The 15,773-nt window shown below is 56.2% G+C and carries 12 protein-coding genes; 10 read left to right on the forward strand and 2 right to left on the reverse strand.

Annotated elements, in window-relative coordinates; translation table 11 throughout:
• Window positions 1–43 precede the first annotated feature (43 nt).
• From P6287_RS06500 to P6287_RS06520, 5 genes are all read left to right on the forward strand, one after another.
• Window positions 44–1,171 carry an HlyD family secretion protein gene (locus P6287_RS06500; RefSeq protein WP_176970930.1) on the forward strand — a complete coding sequence of 376 codons (1,128 nt, stop codon included), beginning with the start codon at window positions 44–46 and terminating at the stop codon, window positions 1,169–1,171.
• Window positions 1,168–2,736 carry a DHA2 family efflux MFS transporter permease subunit gene (locus P6287_RS06505; protein ID WP_101761009.1) on the forward strand — a complete coding sequence of 523 codons (1,569 nt, stop codon included), beginning with the start codon at window positions 1,168–1,170 and terminating at the stop codon, window positions 2,734–2,736. The genes P6287_RS06500 and P6287_RS06505 overlap by 4 nt, the downstream gene beginning before the upstream one ends.
• 1 nt (window position 2,737) lies before the next feature.
• Window positions 2,738–4,267 carry an efflux transporter outer membrane subunit gene (locus tag P6287_RS06510; protein WP_101761008.1) on the forward strand — a complete coding sequence of 510 codons (1,530 nt, stop codon included), beginning with the start codon at window positions 2,738–2,740 and terminating at the stop codon, window positions 4,265–4,267.
• A 417-nt stretch (window positions 4,268–4,684) separates the two neighbouring features.
• On the forward strand, window positions 4,685–5,086 hold the full coding sequence (locus P6287_RS06515; protein WP_101761007.1) for an H-NS family nucleoid-associated regulatory protein: 402 nt from the start codon (window positions 4,685–4,687) through the stop codon (window positions 5,084–5,086).
• Between the two features lie 192 nt (window positions 5,087–5,278).
• Window positions 5,279–6,871, forward strand: a complete 1,593-nt coding sequence (locus P6287_RS06520; protein WP_064741202.1) for an ABC-F family ATPase — start codon at window positions 5,279–5,281, stop codon at window positions 6,869–6,871.
• A 176-nt stretch (window positions 6,872–7,047) separates the two neighbouring features.
• Here P6287_RS06520 and moeB read toward each other — a convergent pair whose 3' ends face one another.
• A complete protein-coding gene (gene moeB, locus P6287_RS06525) occupies window positions 7,048–7,815 on the reverse strand; it encodes a molybdopterin-synthase adenylyltransferase MoeB (RefSeq protein ID WP_101761006.1) in 768 nt (255 codons plus the stop codon).
• Window positions 7,815–9,050 carry a molybdopterin molybdotransferase MoeA gene (gene moeA, locus P6287_RS06530; RefSeq protein ID WP_277974691.1) on the reverse strand — a complete coding sequence of 412 codons (1,236 nt, stop codon included), beginning with the start codon at window positions 9,048–9,050 and terminating at the stop codon, window positions 7,815–7,817. The genes moeB and moeA overlap by 1 nt, the downstream gene beginning before the upstream one ends.
• Window positions 9,051–9,409: 359 nt before the next feature.
• Between moeA and P6287_RS06535 the strand changes: the two genes are divergently transcribed.
• The 5 genes from P6287_RS06535 (at window position 9,410) to gsiD (ending at window position 15,726) form a co-directional block, all read left to right on the forward strand.
• The gene (locus P6287_RS06535) at window positions 9,410–10,375 is read left to right on the forward strand and encodes an isoaspartyl peptidase/L-asparaginase (protein WP_101761004.1); all 966 of its coding nucleotides are present in this window, start codon (window positions 9,410–9,412) and stop codon (window positions 10,373–10,375) included.
• Between the two features lie 9 nt (window positions 10,376–10,384).
• Entirely contained in the window at window positions 10,385–12,241 is a 1,857-nt protein-coding gene (gene gsiA, locus P6287_RS06540) for a glutathione ABC transporter ATP-binding protein GsiA (protein ID WP_217547131.1), read from the forward strand.
• A 63-nt stretch (window positions 12,242–12,304) separates the two neighbouring features.
• Window positions 12,305–13,840 (forward strand): glutathione ABC transporter substrate-binding protein GsiB, encoded by a 1,536-nt coding sequence (gene gsiB / locus P6287_RS06545; protein WP_192413917.1) that lies wholly within the window; start codon window positions 12,305–12,307, stop codon window positions 13,838–13,840.
• A gap of 49 nt (window positions 13,841–13,889) precedes the next feature.
• Entirely contained in the window at window positions 13,890–14,810 is a 921-nt protein-coding gene (gsiC, locus tag P6287_RS06550; protein WP_061717203.1) for a glutathione ABC transporter permease GsiC, read from the forward strand.
• A 10-nt stretch (window positions 14,811–14,820) separates the two neighbouring features.
• Complete coding sequence (gene gsiD / locus P6287_RS06555) at window positions 14,821–15,726, forward strand: glutathione ABC transporter permease GsiD (protein ID WP_277974692.1); 906 nt, start codon at window positions 14,821–14,823, stop codon at window positions 15,724–15,726.
• The last annotated feature ends 47 nt before the right edge of the window (window positions 15,727–15,773 follow it).

The following is a 15,773-nucleotide window of genomic DNA, read 5'->3' on the forward strand; positions in this document are numbered from 1 at the left end:
GTTTTTGCCCGGGAATCGGGACAACTGCCTACGATGAAAAATTATGGAAAACCAGAATCAACCGTCTGAACGCGATCAGCAGGATCCGCAAAAAACCGCCAATACCCATCAAGATAACAACGAACCAGAACGTAAACGTCCTGGAAAGAAGCCACTGATTTTTCTCGCCATTGTGGTGGTGATTATGATCGTGGTGGGATTATGGTTTTGGCTCACCACGCGCAATATCGAAAGCACGGATGATGCCTTTACCGAAGGCAATGCGGTGACCATCGCGCCGAAAGCGGCCGGATATGTGGTCAAGCTGCTGGTGCGCGATAACCAGCGCGTGAAGCAGGGCGATTTGCTGGTGGAGATCGATGCGCGCGACAGTGAAGCGCAGCGCGATCAGGCTAAAGCCCAGCTTGGTCTGGCCCAGGCGCAGCTGCATCAGGCGCAGGCGCAGTTAGCCTTGTCCCGCGTGCAGTATCCGGCACAGCGCGATCAAGCTCTCGCCGATCAGGCCAAAGCGCAGGCCAATTTGCTCAACGCCCAGGCCGATTATCGTCGCCAGCGCGGTGTTGATCCCCGTGCCACTTCACAGCGCAATATTGATACCGCCGCCGCGCAATTGCGTTCGGCTGAAGCGCAACTGCAAAGCGCTAAGGCGCAGGTTGAAGTGGCTTCTCAGGTGAAGCTGCAAATCCGCCAGCAGGAAACCAATGTGGAAGCGCGTGAGCAGCAGGTTGAGCAGGCGCAGGCGCAGCTCAACACCGCCGAATTGAATCTCTCTTATACCCAGGTTCGCGCACCTTACGATGGCTTTGTCACCAAGCGTAACGTGCAACTCGGCACACTGGTGCAGGCTGGCAGCGCGCTGTTCTCGCTGGTTTCGCCTGAAATCTGGATTAATGCCAATTTCAAAGAGTCACAGCTGGCGCGCATGAAGCCGGGTAATAAAGTGGAAATCAGTGTTGATGCCTGGCCGGATATGAAGCTGGAAGGGCATGTTGATAGCGTGCAGATGGGATCCGGTTCCCGCTTCTCCACCTTCCCGGCGGAAAACGCCACCGGCAACTACGTGAAAATCGTGCAGCGCGTGCCGGTGAAAATCGTTATCGATAAAGGATTGGATCCCAATCATCCGCTGCCGCTGGGCTTGTCGGTTGAGCCGAAGGTCACAGTGGAATGAGTGCGAGCGAAAGCTGGCGTCCGGCCAGCAATCCGTGGCTGGTCGCCATTACGGTGACGCTGGCGGTGTTTATGGAGATCCTCGACACCACCATCGTCAACGTCGCGCTGCCACACATTGCCGGTTCGCTCTCCTCCAGCTACGACGAATCGACCTGGGTTTTAACCTCTTATCTGGTGGCGAACGGCATCGTGTTGCCCATTTCGGCGTTCTTCAGCCGCCTGTTTGGCCGCAAGCAGTTCTTCCTGATTTGCATCGTGATGTTCACCATCTGCTCCTTCCTGTGCGGCATCGCGACGGAGCTGTGGCAGATCATTCTGTTCCGCATCCTGCAGGGCTTTTTTGGCGGCGGATTGCAGCCGGTACAGCAATCGGTGCTGCTCGATTACTTCAAAGCGGAAGATCGCGGCAAAGCCTTTGGTCTATCGTCGATAGCGATTATCGTCGCGCCGGTGATTGGTCCGACGCTCGGCGGCTGGATCACCGACAACTACAGCTGGCGCTGGGTGTTCTTCATTAATATTCCAGTCGGTATTTTGACGGTGATGGCAATTTATCAGCTGTTGGAAGATCCGCCGTGGGAGCGCAAGTGGGATAAAGGCCGCCTGAAGATCGACTACATTGGCATCAGCCTGATCACGCTGGGACTTGGCTGTTTGCAGGTATTCCTCGATCGTGGCGAAGATGAAGATTGGTTTGCCTCGCACTTCATTCGCCTGTTTGCCATGCTGGCGGTAATCGGCATTATCGGCGCCATTTATTGGCTGCTGTATGCACGCAAACCGGTGGTCGATCTTAGCGTAATGAAGGATCGTAACTTCTGGGTGGCGGGCTTGCTGATGGCGGGCATGGCGATGATTTTGTACGGCAGTTCGGTGGTACTTCCCCAACTGGCGCAGCAGGATCTCGGTTACACCGCAACTTGGTCGGGGCTGGTGCTGTCGCCCGGCGCAATATTGATTGTGCTAACGATACCCATCGTGCTGAAGCTGATGCCGATTGTGCAAACGCGCTACATCATCGCGTTCGGCTTCACCTGCCTTGCCAGCGCCTTCTTCTATTCCACCCGGCTTACGCCCAACGTTGACTTCACCACGCTGGTGTTAATGCGCAGCGCGCAGTCGATTGGCCTTGGCTTCCTGTTTGTGCCGCTGACCACCATTGCGTTCATCACCGTGCCGCAGCGATTAAACGCCGATGCGTCGGCGCTGTTCACCATGTTCCGTAACGTCGCGGGTTCGATCGGAATTTCGCTGTCGACGGCGGGCATTACCGAACGCATGCAGACACGATCGGCCAACATGGTGCACAACATGTCGCCGCTCAATGAGCCTTACAATCTCACGCTGCAGCATTGGGCTGATTCGATCCGTAATTTCACTACCGCAGTGGGCGATCCGCTGGTGCTGGCGAGCGGGCAGCTCTACCAGGAGATGATCGCGCAGGCCCGCATTCTGGCGTACATCGACGTATTTACGGGCCTGAGTATCGTGGCTTTGCTATTGATTCCATTTTGTTGGTTGCTTTCGCCGATCAAGAGCGAAGGCAGTGCAGGAGCACATTAAAATGAGTAAGTTTTCGCGCTCTACGCCGTCACTGACGTTGCTGGCGCTGTCACTGTTGCTGGCCGGATGCGCCGTAGGACCTGATTATCAGCCGCCGCAGGCGCACACACCTGGCGGTTACCATGATTTACCTTCACAGCAAGCGTCTAAGCCGCTGGCGGCAGCAACCAATCCGCTGTGGTGGAAAAGCTTTAACGATCCGCAGCTTGATAGCCTGATTGAGCGCGCTATTGCCGGCAACTTAACGCTGCAACAATCGGTGCTGCGTATTGCCGGGGCGCGTGAGCAGCTGGCGCAGGCGCGCGGTGGGTTATTCCCTTCGCTTAACGGCTCGGCAAAAGTGACCCGTCAGCAGCTCGGTTTAAAAGGCTTGCTGAAATCCAACGGCGTTTATGACCAGGTTGATAGCGATGTCGCCAGCCAGCTGAACGGTTTAGACCATTCTGTCACCCTTTATCAGGGCAGCTTTGACGCCAGCTGGGAGCTGGATCTGTGGGGCAAAGTACGCCGCCAGATGGAAGCTGCGGATGCGCAGCAGCAGGCGGCCATAGAACAACGCAACGATGCGCTGGTCTCGCTGGAAGCCGAAGTGGCGCGCGCCTATCTGCAATTGCGCGGTTCGCAGGCGGTGTTGGCGACCTTGCAGCAGCAAATTGAGGTCGCGCAGCAAACCTGGGAACTGACAAAAAGCCAGCAGCAAAACGGCTTAGCGCCGACCACGGATGTGGAAAATGCGCGCGCGCAATTAGCCTCGCTGAATGCGCAGCTGCCGCAATATCAGGCGCAGCAGTTACAGGCGATGAACGGTTTGGCGGTGCTGCTGGGTAAAACACCGGGCGCACTGGATAACGAACTGATGAACAAAAAACCGCTGCCTGATTTGCCGAAATTGGTGCCAGTGGGCATTCCGTCCACGCTGGCGCGGCGACGTCCGGATATTCGTCAGGCTGAAGCCACGCTGCATGCGCAGACCGCGAATATTGGCGTATCCGTTGCCGAGCTGTTCCCCAGCTTGTCGCTCACTGGGCAACTGGGCGTGCGAAATACCGATGCCAGCTATCTGGATGACTGGAGCAGCCACTTCTTTAGCGTTGGTCCGTCGCTGTCGATTCCAATTTTTCAGGGCGGCCGTTTAGTCTCCAGCGTAAAACTGGCGCGCGCGCAGCAAGCCAGCGCGGCGCTCGATTATCGGCAAACGGTATTAACTGCGCTGCAGGATGTGGAGAACGCGTTGGTCAGTTATCGCGCCGATCAGCAGCAGGTTATAGCGCTGGATGAAACCACCGGCGCACTGCAGCGTGCATTTGATTTGGCCAGCGACAGTTATCGTCAGGGTATTTCCACCTTCCTCGATGTATTAGATGCGCAGCGACAACTGGCGCAAGCTAAAGCGCAATCGACACAGGCGCGGATGCAAAGTGCACTTGATTTAGTGGCGTTATATAAAGCGCTGGGCGGTGGCTGGGAACCTTATCAAAACGTCAATTTGCCGGACTATTCTGTGTTTGGTCCCGCAACGGAAGTGCATTAATTTCCCTTAGCAGCCGGTTAAACACCGGCTTTTTTTATCGGCACGATATGAAAAAATGAGATTCTTCTCTCATCCCGGGCAATATAATAATCCGTGATGAAAACAGGTTTTACGTTACACCATTAATCCTTGCTTACCATTATGCTCACTAATGCTGCAGCGCGTAATAGCCGCTAAATGATTGTTTATTACCTGGGAATATTGCTTTGAAATCGATTCCAGTTGCTACATATGGAACACATTACGCTTGTTAATTCAGGGTTAATTAAAGCGGTTATCCGCGTTTTAAACCCTAGCGTAAGAAATATGTAAGCAACTTCAGATTAATCCGGGCAATAAAATTAATTTATTTTTTTATTTGAATTAGGTAATCTTGCCACTACAGTTTATTTAACCCCCTTAAGCAAGGACATTGTGATGAGTGACGCATTTAAAGTTCTGAACAACATTCGCACATTACGTGCACAGGCTCGTGAACTGCCATTGAGCGATCTGGAAGAAATTCTGGAAAAATTAACGGTTGTCGTGACTGAACGTCGTGACGAAGTAAACGCTGAAGAAGCGCAGAACCGCGAAAAAGAAGAGAAGCTGTCTAAATATCGCGAAATGCTGCTGGCTGATGGTATTGACCCGAACGAATTACTGGGCGCTCTGGAAGTTGGTAAAAAACGCGCTAAGCGTGCACCACGCCCGGCAAAATATTCCTACACCGACGAAAACGGTGAAGTAAAATCGTGGACCGGTCAGGGCCGTACACCAGCAGCGATTAAAAAAGCGCTGGATTCAGGTAAAAGCCTCGACACTTTCCTGATCAAATAATCCGCACAATCCTTGTAAGTGGGAGCCGGGGGCAAATACCCCCGGCTTTTTTGTTGTTTTTATTTCTTTATGAGCAACAACACCTTTAGCCCAACGTAACGTCTGCCTCTGGCGCAGAGGTGGCGTCCGGGTGCCCGCTTCTGGCATAATGCCCGCTGTTTTTTCCTCCACTGCGTAACAAAGGTCAATGCCGTGTTAGTTTCCAGCAATATCACCATGCAGTTCGGCAGTAAGCCGCTGTTCGAAAATATCTCCGTTAAATTTGGCGGCGGTAATCGTTACGGTTTAATCGGTGCGAACGGCAGCGGTAAATCTACCTTTATGAAAATACTGGGCGGCGATTTGGCGCCAACGGGTGGAAATGTTTCCCTCGACCCAAATGAGCGTATCGGTAAGTTACGTCAGGACCAATTTGCCTTCGAGCAATATAGTGTGCTGGACACCGTGATCATGGGCCACAATGAATTGTGGGCAGTGAAGCAAGAGCGTGACCGTATATATGCATTGCCAGAAATGAGCGAAGAGGAAGGCTATAAAGTGGCCGACCTTGAAGTCGAATACGGCGAGATGGACGGTTACAGTTCAGAATCACGTGCCGGTGAATTATTACTGGGCGTTGGCATTCCTGTGGAGCAGCATTACGGTCCGATGAGCGAAATTGCGCCGGGCTGGAAATTGCGTGTCCTTTTAGCGCAGGCATTATTTGCCAATCCTGATATTTTGTTGCTCGATGAACCGACCAACAACCTGGATATCGATACCATTCGTTGGTTGGAGCAAGTGCTCAACGAACGTAACAGCACCATGATCATCATTTCGCATGACCGTCACTTCCTGAATATGGTGTGCACGCATATGGCGGATCTGGATTACGGTGAACTGCGCGTTTATCCGGGTAATTATGACGAATATATGACCGCGGCTACCCAGTCACGCGAACGTTTATTATCGGATAACGCCAAGAAGAAAGCGCAAATTGCCGATCTGCAATCGTTTGTTAGCCGTTTTAGCGCCAACGCCTCTAAATCGCGTCAGGCGACTTCGCGTGCCAAACAGATTGATAAAATTAAGCTGGAAGAAGTTAAAGCCTCCAGCCGTCAAAACCCGTTTATCCGTTTTGATCAGGATAAGAAGCTGTTCCGTAATGCGCTGGAAGTTGAAGCGCTGACCAAAGGTTTTGATAACGGTCCGCTGTTTAATAAACTCAACCTGATGTTAGAAGTCGGCGAGAAATTGGCGATTCTCGGTGCCAACGGTATCGGTAAAACTACGCTGCTGAAAACGCTGGTCGGGGAACATACGCCGGATAGCGGCACAGTGAAATGGTCTGAGAATGCGCGCATTGGTTATTACGGCCAGGATCACGCGGAAGACTTCGCTGACGATCTGACGGTATTCGACTGGATGAGCCAGTGGAAGCAGGAAGGCGATGACGAGCAGGCGGTGCGCAGTATTCTTGGTCGTCTGCTGTTTGGTCACGACGAGATCAACAAGCCCGCTAAGGTGCTGTCCGGTGGTGAGAAGGGCCGCATGCTGTTTGGCAAGCTGATGATGCAGAAGCCGAACATTCTGATCATGGATGAACCGACTAACCACCTTGATATGGAATCGATCGAGTCGCTCAACATGGCGCTGGAGATGTACGAAGGCACCCTGATTTTCGTCTCGCACGACCGTGAGTTTGTTAGCTCGCTGGCTACCCGCGTGATGGAGATGAAAGCCGATCGTATTATCGACTTCACGGGTAATTACGAAGATTACCTGCGCAGTCAGGGCATTGTTTAAGACTTGTGAGGTTTCGGCGCCGATCAGGCGAAAATGCCGGGTCGCTGCGTAACGACGGTGTAAATATTTCCCTGTAACCTCGGCCGCCGCATCCCGGCGGCGGACGCTTTACTCCGGGCCCGGCACACACGCCTTTATGCACGTCAGCTGCCAGCGTTATACCTCGCGCAAGGTCGTCATTCATGGCGACCTTGTTCACCACACACTTCACAATGCGCGTCCTGCGCCACCTTCATGCTGCGGAACTCCGCGCTCATCGCGTCGTACATCAATAAGCGTGCGCTAGCGGGTTGACCGAACGCCGTTAGCACTTTTAAGGTTTCCATCGCCTGCATTGCACCAACTACGCCAACCAGCGGCGCCATCACGCCAGCTTCCACGCAACTTAACACCTGATCGCCAAACAAACGGCTGATGCAGCGATAACACGGCTCGCCGGGCTGCCAGGTAAACACGCTGAGCTGGCCTTCCATGCGAATCGCTGCGCCGGAAATCAGCGGCACCTTGTGCTGAAAACAGAGGCGGTTGATCTGCTCGCGGGTATCGACGTTATCGGTGCAATCCACCACCGCATCATGGCGCGCAATTAATGTGCTGAGCTGCGCGTCATCCAGCTGCGCATCAATCGGCTCCAGCTGGCAATGCGGATTAATTGCCGCCAATTGCTGCTGCGCCGAGGCGACTTTCGCTACGCCAATTTTCGCATCACTGTGCAGGATCTGGCGCTGGAGATTACTGAGGCTAACGCTATCGAAATCGAGCAACGTGAGATGTCCCACACCCGCCGATGCCAGATAGGGCGCCGCCGCACAGCCGAGTCCGCCGAGGCCGATCACCAACACCTGTGCCGCCTTTAGCTTTTCCTGTCCATCAAAATCAAAACCGCGCAGGACAATCTGACGGTTATAGCGCAGCATCTCTTCATCGCTCAACTCAACGCTCATTAGCCCTCCAGCAGGCTATTAAAGGCTTCGATCTCCACCCATTCGCCCGGTTCCACATCGCCGCGATCGCGCTCCAGCACCACAAAGCAGTTGGCCAATGCGAACGAGCTGAACACGTGCGAACCTTGCGCACCGGTGCTGCGCACTTCCAGCACGCCATCGTCACCGCGGCTGAGAATCGCACGCTGGAAGTCGAGACGACCCGGCGATTTCTTCAAACGCTGGGTGGCGCGCGCACGTTGGCGTAGCGGCATGATGCGCGTGGTTTGACCGGTTAAGGTGGCCAGCAGCGGCTGGACCAATTGATAGAAGGTTACCGCCGCAGAAACCGGATTGCCCGGTAAACCGCAGAACCAGCTGTTGGCCAGGCGACCAAAAGCAAAGGGTTTGCCCGGTTTGATCGCCAGTTTCCAGAAGGTAATAGCGCCGAGCTCTTCCAGTATCGCACGGGTGAAATCGGCTTCGCCAACCGACACGCCGCCGGTGCTGATCACCACATCGGCCTGGCGATCGGCTTCGGTAAAGGCGGTACGCAGCGCCGCCTGATCGTCAGCAATCACACCGAGATCGATCACTTCGCAGCCCAGCTTGTTAAGCATTAACGCCACGGTAAAGCGGTTGGTATCGTAAATCTGACCTTCCGCCAGCGGCTGGCCGACCGCCTGCAGTTCATCGCCGGTGGAGAAGATTGCCACGCGCAGTTTGCGCAGCACGCTGACTTCAGCAATCCCCAGCGACGCCAGCAGCGGCAGTTCGGCCGCACCAAGGCGCACTCCGGCGTCCAGCACCTGTTTGCCCGCCTGAATGTCTTCACCGATGCGACGAATATTTTGCGCAGCCTGCACCGGCGCGGTAATGACAATGCCGCCGTCGCGTTGCTCCGTTTGCTCCTGCATCACCACGGCATCACAACCGGCGGGAATTGGCGCGCCGGTCATGATGCGGATCACGCTGCCCGCGGGCCACGCACCGTTAAACGGCGCACCGGCGAAGGCTTTACCGGCCACCGGGAACACGCGATCGGGTGCGATGTCGGCCAGACGCAGCGCGTAACCATCCATCGCCGAGTTATCAAACGAGGGCACATCGAGCGGCGAGTTGATCGGCCTGGCGGTGATACGTCCGGCGGCCTCAAACAGCGAGACGTTGATCGAATCGCTAATCGGCGTCAACTGTTGCAGCATCTTTTGCTGCGCGTCTTCGAGGGAGATTAATCCTGCGGTAAAAGGTTCCATGTCCATCTCTGTCTGGTTAATTTCAGATGCGGTCTATTATGGGTAATGCGTGGCCGTTAAGCGAGAGTGCACTTTACTCAATCACTGCACATTTCGTGGCGGCGCAATTTATCGCGCGATAAATCGCGCCGCTACGGAATGTGCGAATGGTAAAAATGGTTTTCCTGTTTTACAGGTGCGCATCCGCTAAGCACATCACAACCAAAAAAGCATAATCCACAATAAAAGGTTATGACCGCGCAGGCAGTTTCTGCTTTACAAGATGAGGGTGCCTTTCTATAGTCGAAAATTGCCAAAAAAAGATGAAAACCATTCTAAATCAGTGTTTTTGGTTCTGATTCCTTAACAGGGTACCGGTTATGGCTAAAGCAGTTATCGCAATTCACGGCGGTGCAGGCGCGATTACGCGTGCGGCAATGAGCGCCGAAAAAGAGCAGCACTATCGTCAGCAACTCACCGCAATCGTTACCGCAGGCCAGCAAATTCTTGCGGCGGGCGGCAGCGCGTTAGATGCCGTTACCGAAGCCGTACGCCTGCTGGAAGAGTGTCCGCTGTTTAACGCGGGCAAGGGCGCGGTGTTCACTCATCAGGGCACGCATGAACTCGATGCCAGCATTATGGATGGCCGCACGCTGGACGTCGGCGCGGTCGCGGGCGTCAGCCACATCCGCAATCCGATTCTGGCGGCGCGTAAGGTGCTGGAGAATAGCCCGCACGTACTGTTTATCGGTGCGGGCGCAGAAGCTTTCGCCGCTGAGCAAGGTTTAGCGCCGGTCGACGCCGATTTCTTCTCCACGCCGGAGCGCTGGGAGCAGCTGCAGCGCGCGCTGCACAGCCAGCAGATGGTGCTGGATCACGATGGCGAAGCAAACAGTCACAGCGACGATCCGCTGGACCCGGATCGCAAATTCGGCACCGTCGGTGCGGTCGCGCTCGATCTTCAGGGTAATCTGGCGGCCGCCACCTCAACCGGCGGCATGACCAACAAACAGGCCGGTCGCGTGGGCGATTCGCCTTTAGTCGGCGCAGGCTGCTACGCCAGCAACGACACCGTAGCGGTCTCCTGTACCGGTACCGGCGAAGTGTTTATCCGCACGCTCGCCGCTTACGACGTGGCGGCGCAGATGCATTACGCCGGACGCTCGCTGCAACAGGCCACCGCCAACGTCATTCATGACAAAGTGCAGGAGCTGGAAGGCAGCGGCGGGCTGATTGCCATTGACGCCGCAGGCAATGTGGCGCTGCCGTTTAACAGCGAAGGCATGTATCGCGGATTCGCCTATGTGAATGGTGATGTTGAGGTAGCGATTTACCGCGACAGCTAAGGAGCAGGCATGACGGACCAACAGCTGCAGTTTGCGCCGGAGCAGGTTCTGGCGGTGCGCGATCTTAACGTGCGCTTTGAGCATGAAGGGCGCATTACCGAAGCGGTACGCAACCTGTCGCTCGACCTGCATCGCGGTGAAACTCTGGCGCTGGTGGGCGAATCGGGCTCGGGCAAATCCGTCACCTCGCTGGCGCTGATGCGCTTGATTCAGCAGGCCGGCGGCGAAGTGAGCGGAGATATCCAGCTGCGGCGTCGCAATGGCGAGGTGCTGGATGTGATGCGCGCGTCGAACGGTCAGATGCGCAAAGTGCGCGGCGCCGATATGGCGATGATCTTTCAGGAGCCGATGACCTCGCTCAACCCGGTGTTTACCGTTGGCGAGCAGATTGCGGAATCCATCCGTCTGCATCAGGGAAAAAGTCACCAGCAGGCGCTGGCGGAAGCGCGGCGCATGCTCGATCTGGTGCGCATTCCCGAAGCGCAAAATGTGTTATCACGCTATCCGCATCAACTCTCGGGCGGCATGCGACAGCGCGTAATGATTGCCATGGCGCTGTCGTGCAAACCGGCGCTGCTGATTGCCGACGAACCTACCACCGCACTCGACGTCACTATTCAGGCGCAAATTCTGCAGTTGATCCGCGTGCTGCAAAAAGAGATGCAGATGGGGGTGATTTTCATCACCCATGATATGGGCGTAGTGGCGGAGATGGCCGATCGCGTGCAGGTGATGTATCGCGGCGATGTGGTAGAGCGCGCGTCGGTGCAGCAGCTGTTTGCCGACCCGCAGCAGCCCTATACCCGCGCGTTGCTGGCGGCGGTGCCCAAACTGGGGGCGATGCACGGCCAGCCGCTACCGGCTAAATTTCCCTTATTGCATAGCAACGGACGTGAAGAACTGGCCGCACCGCAGGACACGGTGCGTCACGATCGACCGCCGATTTTGCAGGTGCGCGATTTAGTCACGCGCTTTGATATTCGCGGCGGTTTACTCAATCGCGTTAAACGCCGCGTGCACGCGGTCGAGAAAGTCAGTTTCGATCTCCATGCCGGTGAAACGCTGGCGCTGGTGGGGGAATCCGGCTGCGGAAAATCCACTACCGGGCGTTCGCTGCTGCGGCTGGTAGCCAGCCAGGGCGGTACCATTACTTTTGACGGCCAACGCATCGATGCGCTGCAGGGCAATGCGCTGGCGTCGCTGCGTCGCGATATCCAGTTTATCTTCCAGGATCCTTACGCCTCGCTCGATCCGCGTTTGACCGTGGGTTTTTCGATCATGGAACCGCTGCTGGTGCACAAAACGCTGGATCGTCGTCAGGCAGAGAAGCGCGTTGCCTGGCTGCTGGAGCGTGTCGGCCTGCTGCCGGAACATGCGCAGCGTTATCCGCACGAATTTTCCGGCGGCCAGCGCCAGCGCATCTGCATTGCGCGCGCGCTGGCGCTCAATCCCAAAGTGGTGATCGCCGATGAATCGGTGTCGGCGCTGGATGTGTCGATTCAGGCGCAAATCATCAACCTGATGCTCGATTTACAGCGTGAATTTGGTATCGCTTTCTTATTTATCTCGCACGATATGGCGGTGGTGGAACGCATCAGCCATCGCGTGGCGGTGATGTATCTCGGACAAATTGTGGAAATGGGGCCGCGTCAGGCGGTATTTGAGCAGCCGCGCCATCCCTACACAAAAAAACTGATGGCCGCGGTGCCGGTGGCCGATCCGGCCCATCGGCATCGTGAGCGGGCGCTGATGGTGGATGAGATCCCCAGCCCGATTCGCCCGCTGGGCGATGAGCCAGAAGTGGCGCCTTTACTGGAAGTGGCACCGGGCCATTTTGTCGCCCGGCACGCAATTAGCGGCGCCTGAGCAGCAAACAACCGCACATCTTTGGATGTCGCGCATGACAGGGATTACAGGAGAACGATAACGATGCACCATATTATGCGAAAAGGGGTTATCACTGCCGGTTTGTTGAGTTCGGCGCTGGCGCTGCCCGCGTGGGCGGCGAAAGATGCGGTGATTGCGGTGGCCTCGACTTTTACCACGCTCGATCCGTATGACGCTAACGATACGCTGTCGCAGGCGGTGGCGAAGTCCTTCTATCAGGGCTTGTTCGGCTTCGATAAAGACATGAAGCTGACCAACGTGCTGGCGGAAAGTTATCAGGCGAGCAGCGACGGCCTGACCTACACCATTAAGCTGCGCGCCGGCGTGAAATTCCAGGATGGCACTGACTTTAATGCCGAAGCGGTGAAGGTGAACCTCGATCGCGCCAGCAATCCGGATAACCATCTCAAACGCTATAACCTGTTCAAATATATCGCCACCACCGAAGTGGTCGATCCGAGCACAGTGAAAATCACCCTGAAGCAGCCGTTCTCGGCCTTCATTAATAATCTCGCGCATCCGGCGGCGGTGATGATTTCCCCGACCGCGCTGAAGAAATATGGCAAAGAGATCGGCTTCCATCCGGTAGGAACCGGCCCGTTTGCCTTTGATACCTGGAACCAGACCGACTTCGTGAAAGTGAAGAAGTGGGACGGCTACTGGAAAAAAGGCTATCCGAAGCTGGATAGCATTACCTGGCGTCCGGTGGTGGATAACAACACCCGCGCGGCGATGCTGCAAACTGGCGAAGCGAGCTTTGCTTTCCCAGTGCCGTTCGAGCAGGCCAAACTGCTGGAAGGCAACAGCAAGCTCGATGTGGTCACCACGCCGTCAATCATGCAGCGCTACATCAGCCTCAACGTGACGCAAAAGCCGTTTGATAACCCGAAAGTGCGTGAAGCGCTGGAGTACGCCATCAACCGTCAGGCACTGGCAAAAGTCGCCTTTGCCGGTTACGCCACGCCAGCCACCGGCATCGTGCCGCCGAGCATCGACTTTGCGCAGAGCTATCCGGCAATCAAATATGATCCGGCCAAAGCGCGCGAACTGCTGAAAGAAGCGGGCTTCCCGAACGGTTTCGAAACCACGTTGTGGTCATCGCATAACCACAGCACCGCGCAGAAAGTGCTGCAATTCACCCAGCAGCAGCTGGCGCAGGTGGGCGTGAAGGTGAAAGTGACGGCGATGGATGCCGGTCAGCGTGCCGCGGAAGTGGAGAGCAAAGGGCAGAAAGAGAGCGGTGTACGCATGTTCTACACCGGCTGGTCCGCCTCGACCGGTGAAGCTGATTGGGCGCTGACGCCGCTGTTCGCCACCACTTCATGGCCGCCAGCAATCTTCAACACCGCCTTCTACAGCAATCCGCAGGTGGATAAAGATCTCGCCGATGCGCTGAAAACCACCGATCGCGACCAGAAAGCTAAGCTGTACAAAGACGCGCAGGATCGCATCTGGAACGATCATCCGTGGATCCCGCTGGTGGTGGAACAACTGCTGTCAGCCAACAATAAAAACCTCAGCGGTTTTTATGTCATGCCCGATACCTCATTCAATTTTGATGAGGCCGATCTGAAGTAACAGACGCGGCCAGCCTTAGCGGGCTGGCCGATGCTGCGCAGGACTTCGCATGCTCAACTATTTTCTCAAACGATTACTGGGACTGATTCCCACGCTGCTGATTGTGGCAGTGCTGGTGTTCCTGTTCGTCCATTTGCTGCCGGGCGATCCGGCGCGCCTGATTGCCGGCCCGGAAGCGGATGCCTCGGTGGTGGCGCTGGTGCGTCAGGATCTCGGCCTCGATCAGCCGCTGATCAAGCAGTTCTGGCACTTTATGATCAATGCGGTGCAGGGCGATTTCGGCCATTCGCTGGTCTCGAAACGTCCGGTGATTGACGAAATTGCCGCGCGCTTTTTCCCGACGCTGTGGCTGACACTCAGCAGCATGGTGTGGGCGGTGATATTCGGTATGGCGATTGGCATCACCTCGGCGGTGTGGCGCAATCGCTGGCCGGATCGCATCGGCATGACGCTGGCGGTGTCGGGCATCTCGTTCCCGGCGTTTGCGCTCGGCATGCTGCTGATGCAGGTGTTTTCCGTCGAGCTCGGCTGGTTGCCGACCGTTGGCGCGGATAGCTGGAAACACTACATTTTGCCATCGATCACCTTGGGTGCAGCGGTGGCGGCGGTGATGGCGCGCTTCACCCGCGCGTCGTTCGTGGAGGTGATGCAGGAAGATTACATGCGCACCGCGCGCGCCAAAGGGGTGCGCGAATCGCTGGTGGTGGTGAAACACGGCCTGCGCAACGCGATGATCCCGGTGGTCACCATGATGGGCCTGCAGTTTGGCTTCCTGCTCGGCGGCTCGATTGTGGTGGAGGTGGTGTTCAACTGGCCCGGCCTGGGCCGCTTGCTGGTGGATTCGGTCGAGATGCGCGATTACCCGGTGATTCAGGCCGAAGTGCTGCTGTTCTCGCTGGAGTTCATCCTGATTAACCTGATTGTCGATGTGCTGTACGCGGCAATCAACCCGGCAATTCGCTACAAGTAAGGAGTTGCAATTGAAGAACTGGCGACGAGCCGCGGCATTGAAAACCCTGCCGACTATCACGGAAAACCGGGTACGCACGCCGTGGCGCGAATTCTGGCGACGCTTTCGCAGTCAGCATGTGGCGCTGCTGGCCGGACTGTTTGTGCTGCTGCTAATCGTGGTGGCGTTTATCGCGCCGCTGATTGCGCCGTTTGATGCGGAAAACTATTTCGATTACGACCGGCTAAACGAAGGGCCGTCGCTGATGCACTGGTTTGGCGTTGACTCGTTGGGGCGCGATATCTTCAGCCGTGTGCTGGTGGGCACGCGTATCTCGCTGATCGCCGGTTTCTTCTCGGTGGCGATCGGCGCGCTGATCGGCACCGTTTTAGGTCTGCTGGCGGGCTATTACGAAGGCTGGTGGGATCGCATCACCATGCGTATCTGCGATGTGCTGTTCGCTTTCCCCGGCATTCTGCTGGCGATTGCGGTGGTGGCGATTATGGGCAGCGGCATGAGCAACGTGATTGTCGCGGTGGCGATCTTCAGCATTCCGGCGTTTGCCCGTTTGGTGCGCGGCAATACGCTGGTGCTGAAACATCAAACCTATATTGAGTCGGCACGCAGTATTGGCGCGTCGGACTGGACCATAATTATGCGTCACATCCTGCCCGGCACGGTGTCGTCGATTGTGGTCTATTTCACCATGCGTATCGGTACCTCGATTATCACGGCGGCGAGTTTGTCCTTTCTCGGCCTCGGCGCGCAGCCGCCCACGCCGGAGTGGGGCGCGATGCTCAATGAAGCGCGCGCCGATATGGTAATTGCGCCGCATGTCGCCATCTTCCCGAGCCTGGCGATTTTCCTCACCGTGTTGGCGTTTAACCTGCTGGGTGATGGTTTGCGTGATGCGCTGGATCCCAAATTGAAGACCTGATGGTGGGTCCGGTCGCCATTTATGGCGACCTCTTTAATAACCGCACT

It is taken from the genome of Pantoea sp. X85 (genome assembly GCF_029623675.1).
In the GTDB taxonomy this organism is placed as follows: domain Bacteria; phylum Pseudomonadota; class Gammaproteobacteria; order Enterobacterales; family Enterobacteriaceae; genus Pantoea; species Pantoea leporis.